A 20,084-nucleotide genomic window follows, 5' to 3' on the forward strand; every position below is an offset into this window, starting at 1 on the left:
TGTTTGACTGATGGGATTACTTCGAGCCACTAATGGGCACAACCCAGACTTTGACATCCGAAGAGACCTCAGAGTGCAACTGCAGCTTCACGGTGTACATTCCGAGTTCTTTGAGCGGTCCATCGAGACGGATATGTTCCGGCTCGACTTTGTAACCAGCTTTGATCAGAGACTTACTGATGTCTGCAGCCAGAATTGAGCCATACAAATGACCTTCGTCGTTCGCATTGGCTTCGATGGTGACCGAGTATTTCGAAACATTCTCGGACAATTTCTTGGCAGCGCCTTTGCGTTGCTTCTCAAGTTCTCCAAGTTTGACACGGTGCTCTTCGACAGCCTTCTTATTTTCCTCGGTGGCGATAGTCGCCAATCCCTGAGGAAGCAGATAGTTTCGAGCATAGCCCGGCTTTACGCGAACGATATCACCTTGTTTCCCTAATGTGGAAACATTTTCAGCGAGCATCAATTCAACTGCACCACTGGTGCGAGGTGAATAAACTGGCCGACGTTTGACTTGACGCACCATAATAATACCTTGAACATCGAATTTGAAAAGTATTGCTCTTACGAGCTTTATTGATCAGGTTGTCAATCCGAAATAAACACTCCGTTGTCGTGCTTCCCTGAATAGACAACACCATTGACTCTAGCTAATTTTGTTTCAAATATCCTGTTTTTATTCCAGTGACAGGAACGCTTCCCTAAAAAGGAACATCATCATCTTCGGGGCCACTGTCGTAAAAGGAATCGACAGGGGAAGGGGGCATATCGTCGTGAGGCTGTGAAGAGGAGCCACCACCAGCAGATGGACGGGATTGTGCTCCACCACTGCTTGATCGACCACCTCCGCCGCCACTACCACCATCACCGCGACTACCCAGTAATTGCATCGTTTCCCCAACGACTCGCAATTTACTGCGTTTTTCTCCTGATTGTTTATCTTCCCACTGATCGAGTTGCAGTCGACCTTCAATCATCACTGGACGACCTTTTGCCAGATATTCTCCAGCGACTTCTGCTTGACGACCCCACAAGGTTACATCGACAAACGTCGTATCTTCCTTGCGAGAATTAGTCTGCTTGTCGAACCACTGTCGATTTACCGCCAGGCCGATTTCGGTTACTGCTGTTCCACCAGACGTATAGCGTACCTGAGGATCGCGTGTCAGATTTCCCATCAGAATAACACGATTAAAACTGGCCATTGCAACTCCCATTCTTCGTTAATCCGGCACAAATCCGGCTAAACGATCATCGATCCTGCCCACAAGCCAACTGGTTTTTGCCAGCCGGGTGGAATTAAGCGTTTGCTGTTTCTTCTTCGTCTGAGGAGGCTTTTTCAGAAGAGTCACCCTTTGATTCTTCTCCTTCTCCTTCTGCCCCTTCGTCTTCCGCAGATGGATCACCAGAGAGTGATGTCGACATCAAGTCGAACAGTTGTTCTGGTGGAACAATGCACATATGACGCAAAACAACATTGCTCAAGCGGCACAAACGCTGCAGCTGTTGAATTTGTCCTGAATCGGCTTTGACGTAAGTCAGGTAGTGCAATCCCTTACGTTGTCCTTCAATCGGATAGGCGAGTTTGCCATCCATCCAAGGACGGGCTGAGACAACCTCTGCTCCGACTTTGTCTAAAATTGTATTTACTTCTGCGGTAACGCCATCTGGGTCAGTGGCAAATTTACCACTGTCCAACAGAAACATAATTTCGTAACTACGTAAGGCCAACGTGTCTCTCCCGATCGAACTTCAGCAACATCCCATGCTACAGAGCAAACTGTTAGAGGGAAGTCATTAACCCATCCACACTGTGGATAATCATTTATTTAACCACCACTGCTTCAGCAGTGAAGGATACTGTATTCTCTATGCAATGCAGTCAAGCAAATTGCAAACCGTAGGGTAACGAAAATCCACAAAGAATCAATCTCGTTACCTTATTTCCGCTCGAAGTTCTCAGACAGAATTCGAGTTGATTTGATTCATCGCCTTCACAACACCCTCTTTGACCCAGGTTTCTACTCCATCTGCGGCATGTTGTACCGAAATCTGAATCTCAGTCAGTTCTGCATCCGAAAATTTCTGCAACACATAACTGGAGACATCCATACGACCCGGGGGACGCCCAATTCCAAACCTTAATCTCGCAAATTCTTCCGTCTTCAATTTCACTGCAATATCTTTGAGTCCTTTCTGCCCCCCGCTCGAACCCGAGGCTCGCAAGCGGAGTTGTCCCGATGGCAGGTTCAGATCGTCGCAGATGATCAGTATATCTTCTGGAGGAAGTTTGTGGAAATTAATAAGTGAGGCGACTGAAGAACCACTCAAATTCATGTAGGTTTGAGGAGCACACAACAGTATTTTCTCACCTTCTAAAAAAATCTCCTTGATTTCTGCCTCATGGCGAAGCGATGAAGAACCTGCCTGATATCGTTTTGCAAGTTCAGCCAGAACTTCGAAACCGATATTGTGTCGTGTGTTCATGTATTGGCGTCCGGGATTTCCCAGGCCGACAACAATCTTCATGACTTCGATTCCATGAGCCGTCTCAGGCTTATCTCTATGGTGCCTTTCTGCTGAAAACTCCCGATGTTTTCGGTCGTTAAAAACGCTTAGCACTCTTTTGATAAAACGGATCATCAGCAATTGCCTTGATCACCTGTGAATAATCGCTACCGCAGAAACGAATTGAAGACCTTGCTGCAGCGATTCATTAACCAGATTCACTTGAGAATTTCCAAGAATCAGTCGTATTCTCGAAGGGTTCTCAAGTGAGTATCGAGGTTACTCATCAGCGTCTTCATCGGCTGCTCCAACAACTTCCGGCTCAGCAGAAGCTGCCAATTCTTCATCTGTTGGTTCAGGTGCTTTGCGTGGCTCGACCACATGAACCAGAACTTCTTCTGGTGGTAATGTTGTCGTGCAATCCGTTGGCAACTTTAAGTCGCTAACATGAATGGCTCCGCCCATTTTGAGGTCGCTTACGCGAATCACAATTTGTTCTGGTAGTCGAATGACAGGGCACTCAATCGGCAATTCATGATGGGTCTGTTCCAGAATTCCACCAGCCAGAACGCCAGGAGAAATACCCCGGACAACGATTTCGACGCTCGTGCTGACACGCTCGTTGGCATCAACTCGCAATAAATCGATATGCTGAACGTATGTAGAAAACGTATTCCACTGAACTTCCTGAATCAAAGCCTTGTCGACACTGCCATCGATATCGAAGTCGACAACTTTGTGACCAGAAGCAATGATCGGATTCAATTCCTCAGCGCTGACGGCAAAAGAAATGGCTTCCTGCTTGTGTCCATAGATGCAACCGGGGATTTGGCCGGCTTTTCGCATGCGACGGGAAGTTGAGGTTCCCAGAGATTCACGTCTCTGAGCTGTCAATTTGGGATCATCTGACATGATTCGATTACTTCTGACAAAAAATCTACGCGTTGTGTACAAAATTCAATCAGCATAGAGGCTCAAATTTGAGCCATTCACTGATTTGACTGCGTTTCCAATACCGCAGTCGTAAGAAAGCATTCCTAGGCCAAATCAGTAAATTGATCTCGACGCCATCTGTAGCGGAGTTAAACTTACTGACCAAGCAAGGAATTCGAGAGCATAAGGATGTTCTTCTGTTTGTTCAAGCCTTTCAGTGCTCATGTTGGCCAAATCAAACTGAGATTTTAGTTCTGATCGCCCCGTTAAGGGGATTCAGGAGCATCTACCAGTCAATATTGGAGAATTTCTCTCCAGACTAACAAAAATATACGCAAAATATTGTGGGTTGAGGATTCTCATGTTGGAAAACCGAAAAATCACTCTGGCCCAACTGATGCAGAGATTTTCGGCTGGCATTGTACTGATTTTCGTTGGTCAGTTCATTTGCGAAGCACAGCCTCCCTTCAATCCTCTTCCTCCGATTGCTCCCAGAGGAATGCCTCAGGGGCCAGTCGCACAACCGTTTGCTCCCAATTTCGTTCCGCCGGCGGCTGCGCCAGTGATCAATTGTCGCGACAGCTATCAGGGGGAACTCCACCTGGAAATTGCCGAGAATGCATTGAAATTACTACTGGCCAGGGAAAGTGTCAGCAGTGGCCCAGTCCAGGATTTCATACAGGGAGCCACTGTGAATGGAACACAAACGACACAAACCAAGATCGATGTCGATGTCCAGCCTGACCAGCAGAACGCCAAGTTCAACTTTGTGATTTCAGGAAACGTTGAATCGACGACCACTGCCCGCACTGCCCAGGCTGAAATTTTGCAAGAGGGGATGTCGCCATTTCAGGCGACTAAGTCTGTCATGCTTAATGGCGAGCAGATTCTCACTTCCAAAGCGATTATTCAGGTGATGCCCAATCAACGCGTGCTCAATGCCCGTTCTCTTCAAGGCCGCATGCCGATTTTTGGCCGGTTGGCTGATCAACTCGCATTTAATATTGCGGTGAATCGGACACCACAATCAAACGTTGCTGCCGGGCAGAAAATGCTCAATCGTCTGCAGCCGGAACTCGATGGCGAGATCGACAAAAATCTCGCGCAAACGAATCAACTTCTCAATCAACAGGTTTGGGCGCGACTGCGAGACTGGAATATTGAACCGCATCAGAAAAAAACAATGTCTTCGGCTGATCGACTCTACTGGGATTATCAAATCGGAAGCACAAACATTCCGTATCCCGATCAACCACTCCTGCCCGATCTTTCTCAGTCAATTGATCCACAAATCACAGCTCCAATTTCCGATGACGTAGAAATTCATATCCATGAAAGTTTATTCGCAACAGTCGCAAGTAGACGTTCACTGGCTGGAAAGTTGGTTTCGATCAATGAAATCCAGGCAGCGACCGATCAACTGCTTTCTCTGTTTGCCGAGGAAATCACAGAGCCGAGCCCGGCATTACCAATTGCAATTGATTTTGTTTTCGCAGAGGAAAATCCTCTGCAGGCACGTTTTGAAGAGGGCTTTTTGAATCTGCAGATGCGTGGGAAATTCAAGGCGGGCAATCTTCCGAGTACCGAGTTGCAGCAAATTAACCTGAAAATTACTGCCCTGATTGAGAGTGACAGTGTGCTGTTTAAGACAGTTAATGTCGAGGTTCTGGAAGAGGATTCGATGGGGTCGACTCGAACTCCCGGGTTGACACAAACAGCCATTGCAACTCAACTTCGCTCCCAACTCAAGCCGATTCGTCTTCGCCGCAGCACACCACTTCCCTACGATAAATTTCAAGGAACTGAAATCAAGCTGGCCGATTTGGACTCCGGAAAGGGGTGGCTGATTGTGAAATTGGAAATCTCCAAACCTCAGTTGAAGCCAATTCCCGAAGCTCCTTTAATCGCTCCTCAACCACCTGTCTTGGGACCGACATTCGCTCCCGTTCCGTGAGGATTGTCCGTTGAGAGCGTTTCCAGGATTTGATTACTATCGTTCTGCCAGAGCAAACTCGGCGATCTTGGTCCTTTGGTGTCCAGGCGATGGCAAAGAGACTATGAAAATTGTTGAATAGCGTAAGATATGTCTGCTGAACGGGATCACAAAACGAAAATAATCAATCTTCTGGCAGTAGGTCAATTTCCGCCAGATTGGGATTATCTGCATGCACGTCTGCAACGTTTGGGGCTGTCGCTGAATGAGGCTCAATGGGTTACGGGTCCGAAATCTGCACTTCCTTTTTTAAGAACTGAACCTTGGGATTGCCTTTTATATGCAATTGAAGATTCATTCGATACCGCAGAACTCCATGCAATTCACATCCATCTCAGAGCAGTCAGAGACATGGGGATTTTGATTCCTGTTATTCTCATTGCAGCCGAACTGAACGACTCACTGGCAGAGATCTGTCAGGAATGGAATTGCCAATTCCAGGAAGCAGATTTCCGAAAAAGAAGCACAGGAATCGGCCTGGTGATTTTCCGGGAAATTCAAGCGAATCGAACTCAGGAAGAATTGAGGCAGGCAAAAACTGAGTTGCGGATACGTCAGCAGCGTTCGCGAGAAGAAGCCTCGTTGATTCTTTCTCAGCAACATCGCTTATTGAACGATATCGTTTCTGTATCCGCAGGAAGTTCGAACGCAACAGTCACGTCTTTGACGAGCACACGTGTATTCGATGAAGCCGCAAAGCAGAAGTACGATCAGATTCTGAAGAACATGGTGATTTCAGGTCTATCGGGAAGTCGGCAGATGTTGCTGTCGATGTTGAGTGAGTTTGAAATCAGCGGTGTTTCACCTGGTGATATTTTATCTTTGCATCTGCAAGCTCTGGAAAAGCTGATCGCAGGAGCTGGGGAAAAAAGTACACGGCATATCCTGCAGCGAGCGGATCAACTTCTTGTGGAGGTGATGGTGTCACTCGCAGAAACTTACCGCCAGCATGCGGCATGAACTTCGTGCATGTACAAACACCCGTCAGTCAAATTCGAAGTAATCACTCGAAGCCTTCGGCAATTGCCTCAGTGTTGGGGGCAGTTCTGAGCAACACGCTGTTGTTCAGACTTAACTTTCCATTTGGTTTTCACAGGACCTTCCATAGAAATCAGTAGATTTTGTCTCCTCTCCATCTGGGAGAGTGTCAGGATGAGGGGCAATCGATTTTGATTGCAATAAGTGAACGTCGAAGTAATCCTCTCATGCAGCCTTCTGCCAAACCGCTCCCCAAGGAGAAGGGAAGTGATTTATTTTAAAACAAGAGAGCAAAGCGAAGTGCGTGGTCGTGTGTAATTCCCACGTCCATCACTTCGTTCTGGGCGTGCCACCAAACCATTGAAGCAGGAAACGACTTTTTAACAGGGGGGGGAGGTCAGGCATCCAGCAATTGCATCAGCGGTGTCCCTTCGCATAAGTGGAGAGGGCGACCAATCGGGGTCATCAGTTCTTCACCGGGATCAATTGCGAATTGATTTAAGATCGTTGCGTACAAATCCTGAACTTTGATGGGATCTTTCGGATCGGTGGCCATGCCAGTCGGATCGGTTTCTCCAATCAGAACTCCAGATCGCAAACCGCCTCCGCCAATAAGTGTGGAGAAGCCGTTCGGCCAGTGATCGCGACCATCGAGAGGGTTGATTTTTGGTGTTCGTCCAAATTCGCCAATGCAAAGGACGATGGTCGAATCGTAAAGATCTCGATCTCTCAGCTCCTGGACCAGCATTGCGAAGGCCTTATCCAAATCTGCTGCCCGATTTGTGTGAGCTTCAAAGTTACTGGCATGAGAATCGAAACCGTTCAGGGTGACTTCAACGACACGAACGCCGGTTTCAATCAAGCGACGAGCGACGAGGCAGCCTCTTCCGAATCGGGAGTCTCCATATTTATTTCGGATGGATTCAGGCTCATCTTCAATCTCAAAGGCTTTGAGTTGATCCGACGACATCATCGTTAAAGCTCGCTCAACAGTATCCTGATGCAATGATTTCTCCGACTGATACTGACGTCCTTTTCGGAACGATTTTGCCAGGATATCCAGACCTTCAAGTCGGTCAGTTTGTCGTTTATCTCCGACGCGAGCACGCATATTCTGGACACTGCGACCAGGTTCAAAAACACGGAAGGCATCGAACTGATCCCCAAGATATCCACCCCGACCAGGCCACTGCCCATCTCCAAGTGAAACATAGGGCGGAACTTCCAGCCCTTTCGTTTCGAGTTGGTGAGGAATTAATGCTCCAATGGAAGGATGAATGACAGTCGGGTCAGGCCGGTAACCTGTTTTCATGAAATAGGTGCCTCGCTCGTGATCTCCCTCTTTACTCACCAGCGAGCGAATCAACGAAAGATGCTGCAGTTGCTCTGCCATCATCGGGTAATCTGCAGCGATATTCACACCCGAAAATGTGGTACTGATTTCCTGTGTCGGCCCACCTATAGCCGTTCCAGGATGGGGATCCCAGGTTTCCAACTGACTTGGCCCCCCATTCATCCAGAGTGTAATGAAGGACTTTGCCCGCTCGTTCCCTCGCTTTTCTGCTGCCCGAGCAGAGAGTGTCGGAAGTAGAAAGGAGACGCCGAGAGCCGTAGAGGCTTTGAGAAGATCACGGCGTGATAATCCTGAAAACAGATTTCCGATTCGATCGATACTCATAGTTCACTCGCATTTAAAATCGATAAGCCACATTGGGTATAAAGATCGCAGAATTTTATTAGAAATAATATAAAACCTCAGGCCGAAATAGTCCCCTCTCCCTCTGAGGGAGGGAAAATTGATGTCGAAGGCACTAAGAGCGTTTAATGTCTCCCCTCATCCGGCCTTCGGCCACCTTCTTCTCAAGGAGAAGGAACGTAAACCTCAATGATTCCAGGAAAATTCCGGGGAATTGATTAACGCCCAGTACAAATCGTGAGTCCGTTGCGGCCAGCGACGCGATTTATCATCTTCCCATTTATTCAGGAAGAACTGTTTTTCTTCCAGCGAGGGAAGACGAGTCAGGCAAGTCAGGAAACAGGTATCGAGAATTTGTTCCGGGCTACCTGATGCCAGTGCGATGCGAGGTGTCGCATTGAATGGATTGGGTTTGGTCGACTCTTCAAACAGATTTCCGTTCATTCGGAGCAGAGCTTGAGGAACTGTGCCCGCCCTCTCGTCCAGTTCATCTGCGCCAAAGTCGCCGTACTCTTTGAGGAAGTCGTTTTCATTAATTAGTTTGAATGTCCGTGTAAGAAGATGGGAGTTCTGATCAATCGTTTTTATAGAAGTCGCTTGCAGCATTGAGCCGACAACCTGTTCCGGTCGCAAACGAATCAGTGGAAAAACGGCCCAGTGGTCGATTTGTCTTTTGACGACCGTATCGTCAATTTCATGAGAAGTCGAATCGAGCCGGTAAACTTCCAGGGCTGCAATCGTCTCGATCAATTGTTTGATGTTATAGTTCGAGGCGACGAAGGATTCAGCCAGTAGATCGAGAGCGGTTCCCGTTCCCTCACCAACTTCTGGGTCGGGGAGATCATCCACTCTCGCATAATAAGGAGCCCCTTCGGAAAAGGCTTTTCCGAACATTAACGCCCAGATTCTGTTGACTGCAGCACGGGAAAATCGACGATTGTCGGGATGTGTACTCCAAATTGCCAGTTGCTCCCGTCTGGTTCCAGAATCGGGAAGCAGATTTTCCTGGAAGGGAACTTCCGGTTGGACTGTTCTCTCTTCCAATGTGATTCGATCCTCAACCTTGTAATCCTGATTTTTTCGATCCTCAACACCAAAGGCTGACAGACGCACCTGCCCAAAATAGGCAGCCAGTCCTTCAAAATCCTGCTGCTTCCAGTCGGCAAAAGGATGGTCGTGGCACTGAGCACAATCAATCCGCTGTCCTAAAACCGCTCGAACCGTTTTACCGGCCAGTTTGTTTTCATCAACTTTTCCATTCAGCACGGCATGGGTCATGAAATTTGTTGCTGGCTCGCCCGTCCACAGACCGGTCTGTGAAATAATCTCCTGCACGACCTGATTGTACGGGCGGTTTTGATTGAGTTGTTCGACAATCCAATTGCGAAATCGATCGCGTCGAAACACCAGAAATGGCTCGCCCTGAGTTCCCACAAATGCTCGCGTGATTCTTTCCGCAAAATAATCAGCGAATCGAGGGTCTTCGAGCATTTCCCGGCACCATTGTTGAAGTCGATCGGGGCGTTCGTCGGATTCGAAACGACGAAGTTCTTCCAGGGAGGGAATCGTGCCGTGCAGAGCCAGCGATAATCGGCGTAAGACAATCGGCTCCTCCGCTTGTGTCGCCTGCGATAAATTGGCTTCTTTCCAGTCATTCCTGAACCACTGATTCACCTGAGCAACACTCGAAGCAAGCTCCGCATTTTCTTGATGTTGTTCAGAATCATCGACGCGGGCATGAACAGGGGGAAACGCCGTTGAGAACACGATCAGCAGCAAGCCGAGCACGACTGCTGTTACAGGAAGATACACAGCTATTGATTTCCAACGCATCTGAGCAAATTCAATCGTATGGAGAATTTTAGAATTTGATAGTTAGCTACAGGAGTTACCTTGAAGAATGGCATGTCGGTTTCAGAAATCGATAAAACCATTGACAGTTTTGGCAGGTAATCATCTTGTAATCATTTGGGTACGATTGAGGTTCCTAATGATCATATTTCAAAATTGAAATCCCTGAATTTCATGGCTCAAGATGAAAATTCCAAGAATATGACTCAAAACGTTGTTTCCGATCCCATTTCGCAAGCCACTGTTATCGTGGAAGCGTCAGCTTTGACCTCGAACGAACATTCCCAGGTCGCGCAGGGATCCCAGAAAGAAAACCGATCTTGGATTAATAGGATCTGGATGGGATTATACTGGGGATTCTCGAGTCTATTTGGATTGGTAAGTCTGGTCATTGTACTGGCGATCCTGGCTGCCATTCCTGTCGTCAATCTGCTGGCACTGGGATATCTGCTGCAGGCGGAAGGAGAAGTCGCCCGCAGCGGAAAGATAACGCGGGGATTTCCGATGCTTAATCAAGCTCGCTTCATTGGAGGCTGCATAATGGGCATCTTCCTGTGCCTTATGCCGTTGAGGTATTTGGGGGACTTCACAAGTGATGCAATGTTAGTCGATCCCAATTCAGGGCTGACTCGCTTCCTGCGGATTCTCACATCTCTGGCAGCGATCGCGATCTTCCTGCATTTGCTTGGGGCGTTGGCTGCAGGGGGAAGGCTGGTACGTTTTTTCAGACCAATAAAAAATGCGCGCACTTTGCTTTCCGAACTTCGTTCGCGAACATTTTTTTCAGATCGTTCCGTGGCTGTTTCCGACTTTTTTCAAAGCTTGCAGCTCCGCAAAACTTTCTTTCTCGGCTTCTGGGGCGCAGTAGGGATTCTGATGTGGACACTCATTCCAACAGGCTTGTATGCCGTTGCTGATGCTCCCCAGGGGCCGCAAATTCTAATCACCCTGGCAGGTGGTATTTTGCTGACACTGGTTTGCAGTTGGGTCCCTGTTTTGCAGGCAGGCTATGCCTGTGAAGAACGCTTTTCGCTTTACACTCAACTGCAGCGAGGACGCCAGCTCTTTAGGAGAACTCCACTCTTGTGGACCCTGGCATTTCTATTGGGATATGCCCTGACGATTGTACTCTATCTGTTCAAAATTGTTGCTCCACCTCAGGATGCTCTATGGCTTTTGACGACAGTCTTCATTGCGATTATCTACCCGGCCCGCATCTATATCGGTTGGGTATATTCTCGGTCCTGTCGTAAAATGGATGAACCCTGGAGGGTTTGGCGCTGGTTTTGGAGTCTGGTCTCATTTGCGATTTGCGGGTTTTACGTGTTTATGCTCTTCTTTACTCGTAATATAGGCGCAAACGGAAAACTCGTTCTCTTTGAGCAACCGCTTCTATTGATCCCCTCTCCATTTTAGACCATTTCCAGGTTTTCCTTACCATTGCTTTGTATGCCCCGGCTGAACAAGTTATTCAAATTCTGATCATGCTGTTGTGAGTATAGTTTTGGAGAATATTGAATCTGATCTATGAAGCAGATACGCATGTGCATTTTTTTACTTATGTTGAATTTTTAAATTTTTGTATGAAAAGTTGATTTTGAAACGCAATAATTTGCAGACGAGCGAGTTCGGAGTGATAATGATCGAGCTTGGGGTGTGCGCTGGAATGAAGCTTTTAGCAATCGTATGGGCAAAGTGACATTGATTTTACGGAAGCCACCATTTTTTGCTTGTAGTCCATTGAACCTTTATTCGGAACTGTAAGAATAGACCTCTCCCACTTGGATTCGTGCTAGGGAGCCAATGACTGATCGATTAGATTTGCCAATGAGCGTCGGCAGATTAAACGGTCCCTCACTGAATCCCCTACCGAATAATAGTCACAAGCTGGATATTACCTGCTGGCAATATATCCATTTTGACTATGCAGTCTGCGAACGATACCGTGAACTTTCTGTCTGAAAGTGGACAGGACCTATCGGCCTCACCGCAGATATCTGACAAATCACTGAGACAATGTGATCAACGATATAATCTGCGGAAGTTCGAAATTTCCAAAAACGATGTGAGTCGCTCAATTAATGGAGAAATCTGTGTTCAAAACTGTTGCTGTCGTCGGTGCCTCCGGGGCTGTCGGTCGAATTATTCTGGAACTTCTCGAAGAAAGGGAATTTCCTGCGGAAACCTTTCGCTTTTTGTCGAGTGCCCGCTCAGCCGGAACGGACCTGGTATTCAAGAATCAGGATTATGTATTTGAAGAGTTGACGAAAGATTCTTTCAAAGGTGTCGATCTCGTCATTGCCTCGACTCCTGATGATACCGCTGCTGAATTTCTTCCCTATGCAGTTGAAGCCGGAGCGAAAGTCATTGATGAATCTGGCTACTGGCGGATGCACGAAGAAGTCGCGCTGGTCGTCCCTGAAATTAATCCGGAAGCCGCATTGAATGCCAAAGGCATAATCGCCAGTCCGAATTGCTCAACCACACAAATGGTTCTGGCGATGAAGCCGCTTTACGATATTTCTCCAATCCGTCGAGTGATTGTCAGTACTTACCAAGCCACGAGCGGAGCAGGGCTGGTAGGAACTGAAGACCTCATCCATTCTTCACAGGCACGTCTGCAAGGTGAAGAATACGACTACAAAGTCTTCAAACAGCCAATCGCTTTCAATGCGATTCCGCAAATCGGCAGCCACAAGCAGGATGGCTACACCAGCGAAGAAATGAAGATGGTCAACGAGACCCGCAAAATTCTCGGCGATCCAAATATTATGATCAACGCCACCTGTGTCCGTATTCCCGTCTGGAATTGTCACAGCGAAAGTATCACCATTGAAACGGAAACACCGATCAGCCCCGAGCAGGCCCGCGAAGCCTTCGCGGCTTTCCCGGGAATTGAAGTCATCGACGACTTGGAAACCGGTCAATACCCGATGCCTTACAACAGCGACGGCTCCGACGAAGTGTATGTCGGCCGCATCCGTAAGGATATTTCACATCCCAACGGACTCACCTTCTGGTGCGTGAGCGATAACCTCCGCAAAGGAGCCGCGACAAATGCGGTGCAGATCGCTGAGCTGCTAAATAAGCATTACAAATAAATTCGAACGATATCGTTATTAAAAGAGCCGCATTGAATTCCATTCAGTGTGGCTTTTTTCTTTGCGCTATTTCTTCTTTGATGTCAGAAGTTCAATCTCTCACAGATTAAACTGGATTTCTATTTGTGATGCATTACTTTGAAAGAATGGGATTCAACAACATTATTCGAGAATGCACAGAGGTTGATCATGAAGACGACGTCGATGTTTCAATTTAATAGTTCGAATAACAGAGTTCACTTCCCCTTATTTTTAATCTGTTTATTCACCTTTTCGACGTCCGTCACTTATGCAGATTCCTCCAGCGATAAAGCAAAAAGCCTGACTCAGGTTGTTCTCAAATTGAACGAAAAGATTGAGTCAGATTACTCCGTTCTGGAAATTCAACCGCTGACAATCACTCGGCTCCGATCAGCTTTGCAAACAGAGATCGATCAAATTGCAGAAAGCGATCTTCCAGAACGACATGAACTGGTCAAGTTGTTGCAAACCATGCTGGAAGAGGAGCAGGTGCCTGAGGATGCTTCATTCGGCGTTACGAAAATTTCAGGTTCCTATCCAAAAGATTCTCCAAAACATGGGCAAAGATGGCTCTCCATCAATTTCACACTTTCCGCACTAACCCCAAACGGAGCCAATGATTATCGATTGGTGGGACTGACCGATTTACTTCAGACTTATCGCATTATTCCTGGGGAACATGACAAAGCCAGCACGGAAAAGACAGCAGGAGAGAATTTTGGATCGGAAGATATAAAGAGCCATCGAATAGCTCAATCGAAGAAATCGACCGGATTTCTGGATGCGGGGGTCTGGTACAATTTCTATTTTGAGAAAGAGAACGATCTGCTCAAACGAGGTGGTATGACTGTCAACGCAGTCAAACTAATCTCAATTGATGAGGATCATTCGAATTGGGTGCAAATTCAATATCCTAAAGAAAGGGATGAGCATCTATCGATATTAAAGCCCGCTTCCATGGCTTTTGAAAACGAGGACCTCGAATTGAGTTTAGCATTAGAGGAGTGGGAAAAAACGATTACAGAATGGAACATTGTCTGGGTGAATCTGGATTATGTGGTCAGGATTACGAAAGTCGGTGACAAGTAAGTCTTCGACATCAAACATGATCGAGATATTGAGCTGTCAGTGATTCTGTGCAATCTCTGAACCCACTGGGTGATCCAGAATAAACGGCGGAACTCTCTCCCGTCTCCATATCAATCCCCAGATCGATCACCCAGTCAGCTGCCTGAATGATGCGAGAATCGTGTTCGATCACAATGACAGTATGTCCCTGTTCGACCAACCGCTTGAGAGATTGCAGCAGGGTTTCAATATCCCGGGGATGTAATCCGCTGGCGGGTTCATCGAACAGAAATAATTGATGCAGCCCGGATGTTGCATTGAGATACGAAGCGAGCTTGAGTCGCTGGGATTCTCCGCGAGAAAGCGTGGCGGTCGATTGTCCAAGTGTCAAATACCCGAGGCCGACATCTCGCAACAATTGCAGTTTGCGCAGAATGCTTTGATGGTTCCTGAAAAAGGCAAACGCCTCATCGGCTGTCATCGAGAGAACATCGTGGATGTTACGATTACGATAACTGACTTTCAGCGTCTCCGGCTGAAAACGGGAACCATGACATTCGGGGCAGGGAAGTGTCAGATTCGCCAGAAACTGCATGTCCATTTCAATGAAACCAAGACCTTCGCAATGTGAACAGCGCCCCCCACGGCTCGAATTGAAACTGAATCGCGAAGGGGTATAACCGCGTGCTTGTGCATCAACTGTTTCAGCAAACAGTTTGCGAATGTCATCAAAAACCTTGAGATATGTCGCTGGCGTGCTGCGTGATGATTTCGTCAACTGCGTTTCATTCATCAGCACACATTCGTCAATCGAGTCTGCTCCCGTAATACTCGCGACTTTTCCAGCAGGTCGGAAGGGATCGTTCTCGAATGTGACGGCTTCTTTCTGTTCGCCTCGATCTGCAATTTGCAGAGACAATGCAGGGTAAAGCGTTTCGCAGATCAGAGTAGATTTTCCGCTACCACAAACTCCGGTCACGGCCGTCAGTCGCTTGAGCGGAAATTGAACGTCCATTCCTTTGAGATTGTGACAATGAATATCAGTCAACTGCAGGAGATCTGGTTGATCATTGCTGAAATCGGAATTGTTCGAATCCTCTTTCTCCTGAAATTCTTTCTTGATTTGCTGCAGGTAAGGCTCGACTGTTCCCTGATAAGTTATCGTGCCCCCTTCTTTCCCAGCGGCTGGTCCCAGTTCAATCACACTATCTGCTTTGGCAAGAATATCGCTGTGATGTTCAATCGTCAGGACTGTATTGCCATGCTCAACTAACTGACGGAGAAACTTGACAACGGGAAGCCGATCAGCTGGATGCAGTCCGTTAGTTGGTTCATCAAACAGATAAAGAGTGTTCACGAAATCGTTATTCAACGCTGACATCAGCACAACCCGCTGAAATTCTCCTTGCGATAATGTGCGAATCAATCTATTGAGTTGTAGTGAGCCTAAACCGAGTTCGAGCAGGAGAGCAATCCTCTTCTGCAGAACAGTTCGCAGTGACTGAGAGATTGAAGAACTCAGGGAACCAATTCGATTTAAATTCTCGTTGAGCTCCTGCAACGTGAAATTTTGAATTTCTGCATAAGTCAAAGGACTGTTTGACGTTGAATCAGCTGGGAGAAATCTGGCCAGTCGAGCCACTTCTCTTAATCCTGATCCCTCGCACCCCTCGCACAAATGTGTCGATTTATTTGTCACCTGGATTCCACGTCCAGAACATTCAGCACATGCACCTATGGGAGAAGTCGGCCGAAACAATTGAGGTTCGAGTTCCGGATAAATCGTGCCACACTGGGGACATTCCGGCTCGCTGGAAAAGAAATATCCTTGCCATTCGCGATCACGTTCATCGGAAATCGGGATGCGATACTGAATTCCTGCAACTACTTCTTCTGCCAGAATTAGACAACGCCCCTGTCCGATATTGAGAGCCTGTTCCACACTCTCTGCGGTTCGAGAATTCTCGGTCTTCTCGGATTTGAGGCGATCCACAATCACCAGGAAACTGGCCGTTTTTTTGCTTTTCGAGGTTGTCCCGGAAAAGTCCAGAAAGCGATGGAACCCTTCATTCTCCCAGAAGGTTTTTTCCTCCTGAATAGCAGCTTCGAGCTGATCGACTTTTTTCGCCTGTACGCGCACGGGAATACAAACCTGAAATCGTATGCCTTCCGAAAACTGTGAAATCTGTTGCAGGACGTCGGCCAAATATTGGGGACGAACACCAAGCCGACATTGAGGGCATTGCAATTCGCCTGAGTCGATCAGCAGTCGTATGATCAACTCATCGAGCTCTGCAGTTTGTGAAAGTGTCGTATTGCCGAACCGAGGTTGATTTCGCAGGCCGATCGCAATGGTCGCGGGCAGATTGTCGATGCGATCGACATCGGGACGCTCCAGCTGATCGAGCAAATTTCGAGCAGAGGTCGAGAGCGTTTCAAAGTAACGTCGCTGACTTTCCGCATGCAGCGTATCGAAAGCCAGACTGCTTTTTCCGGAACCACTCACGCCCGCCAGAGCGGTCCATTGATGCAGCGGAATTGTGACGGAAACATTCTGCAGGTTATGAACCCGAGCCCCGATGATTTCGATCGTTTTTTCAGAACTCGACTCGGACATACATGAAAATTCTTCGTAGGACAGGCGATTGGCCTGTCTATTCAAGAGGCTTATTCAGATAATTGATGGAATGGATTTCCTCCATCAATCAGCATCTTCGTTGTCCCGGTCGACATTTTCAAGCGGCGGCAGAATCCAGATGTCCGCAAAATCCTGCTCCTGCTCGGCTCGATAATGGTGGTGCCTTAAGAGTTCCAGAATCGCCAGAAACATTCCGATCGATTTACTGCGATCGTCTTCTTTAGAAAACAGATCCTGAAATCGAACCCGACCCGTCTCGCGAACCTGTTTTCCGATCTGTTCGACATAGACATGAATGGGCGTCTCGTCGAAGCGGACGGTTGCTTCTCCGTCTTTCGTTTTCTTCTTGACGATTCGCGCAAACGCCCCGACCAGGTCCCAGATTTCCAGATCTTTAATCACATCATCAGCGACGGAACGTTTCGAAGAAGGGCGTTCATCAGCCAGGCGGGGATATCGATCCTGCCAGGCAAGCGCTTGCTCCTGCAAAGCTTCAGCAGCTTCCCGCAATTGCTGATACTGCAACAGATGTTGCACCAGATTCTGGTTCGTCTCCTCAGCTTCAACTTCCTCTTCCTGCTCGACGGTTTCATCTTTAATCAACGCCAGCCGACTTTTCATCTCCAGCATAGCCGAAGCAGCGACCAGAAAATCGGCTGCGATATCAAAATCAATAATTTCGAGAACTTCCAGATATTCCAGAAACTGCTTCGTAATATCTGCCAGCGAAACCTCCAGGACATCGACTTCCTGCTTGCGTACCAGATACAACAACAGATCCACAGGACCGTTGAAGAAATCTTTCACATCAATTTGATAAGAAGTGGCTTGCATGAAGTTTTTACATGTAGGTCAGGCAGTGCATAACGAATTGGACTTAGAATTCTCAAGAACCACGGATGGACACGGATAATCACGGATAGAATGAATCTACGTTTATCCGCGTCTATCTGCGGTTCTTTTTCTCATATAAGATTGACTCTCTTCTCAAACTTGGCGTCTTGGCGGTTCAATATGGAATTTCAGCGCGCTATCCTGTAATCAGTATCGACGGAATAATCCGAGCGACGTGAATAAGTGATGCAGTTTCGCAAAGTTACCTCCTTTACCACAGGAGGAAGTGAGTAAATGACCAATGGACATTTCAATTGTGATCCCGGCTCTCAACGAAGCCGAGCGAATAGGGCGGTTGATTGATTCTTTACGTAACTTGCCAGATTTCGGAGAATTGAATTGTGAAATCATCGTTGTCGATGGCGGGAGTCAGGATGAAACTTTCGAAGCAGCCAAAAACGCAGATCTTGTTCTGAAAAGTTCTCGGGGACGTGCGATTCAGCAAAACACAGGAACAGAGCAAGCCCGCGGAGAAATTCTACTATTTCTGCATGCAGACTGTGAATTAACGGCCGGGACATTGCTCGATGCAAAGTCCCAACTTGTTAAGCCGGGGGTGATCGCAGGTTGCTTCTCGCAGAAAATCGATGCTGCTTCTTACAGATATCGAGCGATGGAATGGGGAAATCGTCAACGGGTGCGCTGGCTCGGCTGGTCTTATGGTGATCAGGGTCTGTATTTGAAACGAGACATTTTCAACAGTCTCGGCGGCTTTCCCCAAGAGCCATTTCTGGAAGATTTGATCTTCTCAAAGCGACTTAGAAAACTGGGACGAATTGCTGTCTCGCGACAAAAAATCATCGTCAGCCCCCGCCGCTGGCAAAAACAAGGGCTCTTCCGGCAAACGCTCAGAAACTGGACCATCATCACGCTTGCTCATTGCGGAGTTTCCCCGACGAGATTAGCGAAGATGTATCCGAGTGTGCGGTAATCGTAGGTCAGGCTGTGCATGACGAATATAGACGTCTCACATTCATCTTGTCAGGCACAGCCTGACCTACGGCTTTTTACGATGAAAGATTCTCCGCCACGTCCGTTCGATAGGCTGTCAGTCCGGGAATGAATCCGACTAAGGCGGCCAGACCGATCATCACGGGGATGATGGTCAGTTCCATCGGATCGAAAACGAGTGGATCGATGATGAGTCCGGTGCTGGCTTCGAGGATTGGGCTGGCGAACATGATCAGTCCATGTCCGAGCAGAATTCCAATGATTCCTCCAGCCAGACAAAGAATGATGGATTCGGTGAGGATGATTGAAAAGACTGCCATACGGTCTGCTCCGAGTGCCCGCATGATGGCGATTTCCCGTTTTCGTTCCGACATCGAATTATAGATGCTGACAAAGATGCTGACTCCCGAAACCACAATGATGATTGCGGTCAGATTGATCAGAATCAGCCGGACATTGCCAACCAGGTAAGTCATCAAACGCTGCATCGGGCGAATCGGATTGACGGCCTGAGCTTTGAATCCCTCTTTCAGGTCTGCAGAAAACTCAATGGCACGAGATTGAGCCAGTGTCGGATTCTTTGGATCTTCTTTCATCCGGACGAGAATGGCCGTCACTTCCTTCTGCAAATCTGGCGTGGCGTGATCGTGATGATGGGCGTGGTCGTGACCACTATGATCGTGACCGGCGTGAGCTTCCATCTCCTTCAAATCAGCAGCGTGATAGGCTCGAACTTCCGCTTCCGTTTCCCCAAAGAATTCCATTTCCCGATCAATCGCTTCCTGAATCGGTTTCTCGTGGCCTGCAATCGCATAAAAACCATTCAGGTTGACGAAAACCGTCCGGTCATTCGGAGTAGCAGTCGCTTCGAGGATGCCGACGATTTTGAATTTTTCATCGTGGACATGATCATCCTGACCGGCATGCACCATTTGAAATTCGTCGCCAATTTTCCAGTTGTTCTCTCTGGCGACGCTGGATCCAATCACCGATTCCCATTTCCCATTCGGCCACTCTCCACTCGTACGAAACTTCTTTCCCTGTGCGTATTCGACGGCAAAATATTCAACAGTCGTGCCGAGAATTGGAAAATTTCCCTGTTCAGTGCTGTCGCCTAATGCAATCGGCACGGCGATGCCGATGTGCTTGTTTTCTTTTAGCTCTTCGTAGTAACGGTACGGCAGGTTTTCGATGGGAGGAGCGATGCGGTAAACCGTATTCAGAACCAGATCAAGTTCGCTCCCCTGGGGGCCGACAATCAAATCATAGCCAAACCCCTGCAGGTCAAACGTCTTTGAAACGACAGTGTTGGCAATCAAAACGGCAATCATCAAAGCGACACCCAGAGCAACACTTAAGGCTGTCAAAGACGAGGCCAGTAATCGCTGACGGATACTTTTCAGAGCGATTGTAAACAGATTCATATCGAGTCAATTCGAAATTAGTATAGTT

General features: G+C 47.7%; 16 protein-coding genes. 6 read left to right on the forward strand and 10 right to left on the reverse strand.

Going from position 1 to position 20,084, the window contains the following annotated elements; translation table 11 throughout:
* Positions 1–16 precede the first annotated feature (16 nt).
* The 5 genes from rplI to Pan54_RS05050 form a co-directional block, all read right to left on the reverse strand.
* A complete protein-coding gene (gene rplI, locus Pan54_RS05030; protein WP_146502472.1) occupies positions 17–526 on the reverse strand; it encodes a 50S ribosomal protein L9 in 510 nt (169 codons plus the stop codon).
* A gap of 175 nt (positions 527–701) precedes the next feature.
* Entirely contained in the window at positions 702–1,205 is a 504-nt protein-coding gene (locus Pan54_RS05035) for a single-stranded DNA-binding protein (RefSeq protein WP_146502473.1), read from the reverse strand.
* Between the two features lie 94 nt (positions 1,206–1,299).
* Positions 1,300–1,731 carry a 30S ribosomal protein S6 gene (gene rpsF / locus Pan54_RS05040; protein ID WP_146502474.1) on the reverse strand — a complete coding sequence of 144 codons (432 nt, stop codon included), beginning with the start codon at positions 1,729–1,731 and terminating at the stop codon, positions 1,300–1,302.
* A 228-nt stretch (positions 1,732–1,959) separates the two neighbouring features.
* Complete coding sequence (gene pth / locus Pan54_RS05045) at positions 1,960–2,529, reverse strand: aminoacyl-tRNA hydrolase (protein ID WP_146502475.1); 570 nt, start codon at positions 2,527–2,529, stop codon at positions 1,960–1,962.
* A gap of 258 nt (positions 2,530–2,787) precedes the next feature.
* Positions 2,788–3,420 carry a 50S ribosomal protein L25 gene (locus tag Pan54_RS05050; RefSeq protein WP_146502476.1) on the reverse strand — a complete coding sequence of 211 codons (633 nt, stop codon included), beginning with the start codon at positions 3,418–3,420 and terminating at the stop codon, positions 2,788–2,790.
* A gap of 382 nt (positions 3,421–3,802) precedes the next feature.
* Between Pan54_RS05050 and Pan54_RS05055 the strand changes: the two genes are divergently transcribed.
* Together Pan54_RS05055 and Pan54_RS05060 are read left to right on the forward strand one after the other, a co-directional pair.
* Entirely contained in the window at positions 3,803–5,395 is a 1,593-nt protein-coding gene (locus Pan54_RS05055; RefSeq protein ID WP_146502477.1) for a hypothetical protein, read from the forward strand.
* A gap of 390 nt (positions 5,396–5,785) precedes the next feature.
* Positions 5,786–6,394, forward strand: coding sequence for a hypothetical protein (locus Pan54_RS05060; RefSeq protein ID WP_146502478.1), 609 nt, complete (start codon positions 5,786–5,788; stop codon positions 6,392–6,394).
* A 415-nt stretch (positions 6,395–6,809) separates the two neighbouring features.
* Here Pan54_RS05060 and Pan54_RS05065 read toward each other — a convergent pair whose 3' ends face one another.
* Positions 6,810–8,090 (reverse strand): DUF1501 domain-containing protein, encoded by a 1,281-nt coding sequence (locus Pan54_RS05065; protein WP_146502479.1) that lies wholly within the window; start codon positions 8,088–8,090, stop codon positions 6,810–6,812.
* Between the two features lie 204 nt (positions 8,091–8,294).
* Positions 8,295–9,941, reverse strand: coding sequence for a DUF1549 domain-containing protein (locus tag Pan54_RS05070; protein WP_146502480.1), 1,647 nt, complete (start codon positions 9,939–9,941; stop codon positions 8,295–8,297).
* Positions 9,942–10,133: 192 nt separating this feature from the next.
* Here Pan54_RS05070 and Pan54_RS05075 point away from each other — a divergent pair, with 192 nt between their 5' ends.
* The 3 genes from Pan54_RS05075 to Pan54_RS05085 all read left to right on the forward strand — a co-directional run bounded on the left by Pan54_RS05075 (position 10,134) and on the right by Pan54_RS05085 (position 14,170).
* The gene (locus tag Pan54_RS05075) at positions 10,134–11,375 is read left to right on the forward strand and encodes a hypothetical protein (RefSeq protein WP_146502481.1); all 1,242 of its coding nucleotides are present in this window, start codon (positions 10,134–10,136) and stop codon (positions 11,373–11,375) included.
* Between the two features lie 677 nt (positions 11,376–12,052).
* Complete coding sequence (locus Pan54_RS05080; RefSeq protein WP_146502482.1) at positions 12,053–13,060, forward strand: aspartate-semialdehyde dehydrogenase; 1,008 nt, start codon at positions 12,053–12,055, stop codon at positions 13,058–13,060.
* Positions 13,061–13,264: 204 nt separating this feature from the next.
* The gene (locus tag Pan54_RS05085) at positions 13,265–14,170 is read left to right on the forward strand and encodes a hypothetical protein (protein ID WP_146502483.1); all 906 of its coding nucleotides are present in this window, start codon (positions 13,265–13,267) and stop codon (positions 14,168–14,170) included.
* A gap of 10 nt (positions 14,171–14,180) precedes the next feature.
* Here Pan54_RS05085 and Pan54_RS05090 read toward each other — a convergent pair whose 3' ends face one another.
* Positions 14,181–16,766, reverse strand: a complete 2,586-nt coding sequence (locus tag Pan54_RS05090) for an ATP-binding cassette domain-containing protein (protein ID WP_146502484.1) — start codon at positions 16,764–16,766, stop codon at positions 14,181–14,183.
* Between the two features lie 84 nt (positions 16,767–16,850).
* Positions 16,851–17,621, reverse strand: coding sequence for a segregation and condensation protein A (locus Pan54_RS05095; RefSeq protein WP_146502485.1), 771 nt, complete (start codon positions 17,619–17,621; stop codon positions 16,851–16,853).
* Between the two features lie 301 nt (positions 17,622–17,922).
* Here Pan54_RS05095 and Pan54_RS05100 point away from each other — a divergent pair, with 301 nt between their 5' ends.
* Entirely contained in the window at positions 17,923–18,612 is a 690-nt protein-coding gene (locus tag Pan54_RS05100) for a TIGR04283 family arsenosugar biosynthesis glycosyltransferase (RefSeq protein ID WP_146502486.1), read from the forward strand.
* A 76-nt stretch (positions 18,613–18,688) separates the two neighbouring features.
* Here Pan54_RS05100 and Pan54_RS05105 read toward each other — a convergent pair whose 3' ends face one another.
* Complete coding sequence (locus tag Pan54_RS05105; RefSeq protein WP_146502487.1) at positions 18,689–20,056, reverse strand: ABC transporter permease; 1,368 nt, start codon at positions 20,054–20,056, stop codon at positions 18,689–18,691.
* Positions 20,057–20,084 lie beyond the last annotated feature (28 nt).

Source organism: Rubinisphaera italica, from assembly GCF_007859715.1.
Lineage (GTDB): Bacteria > Planctomycetota > Planctomycetia > Planctomycetales > Planctomycetaceae > Rubinisphaera > Rubinisphaera italica.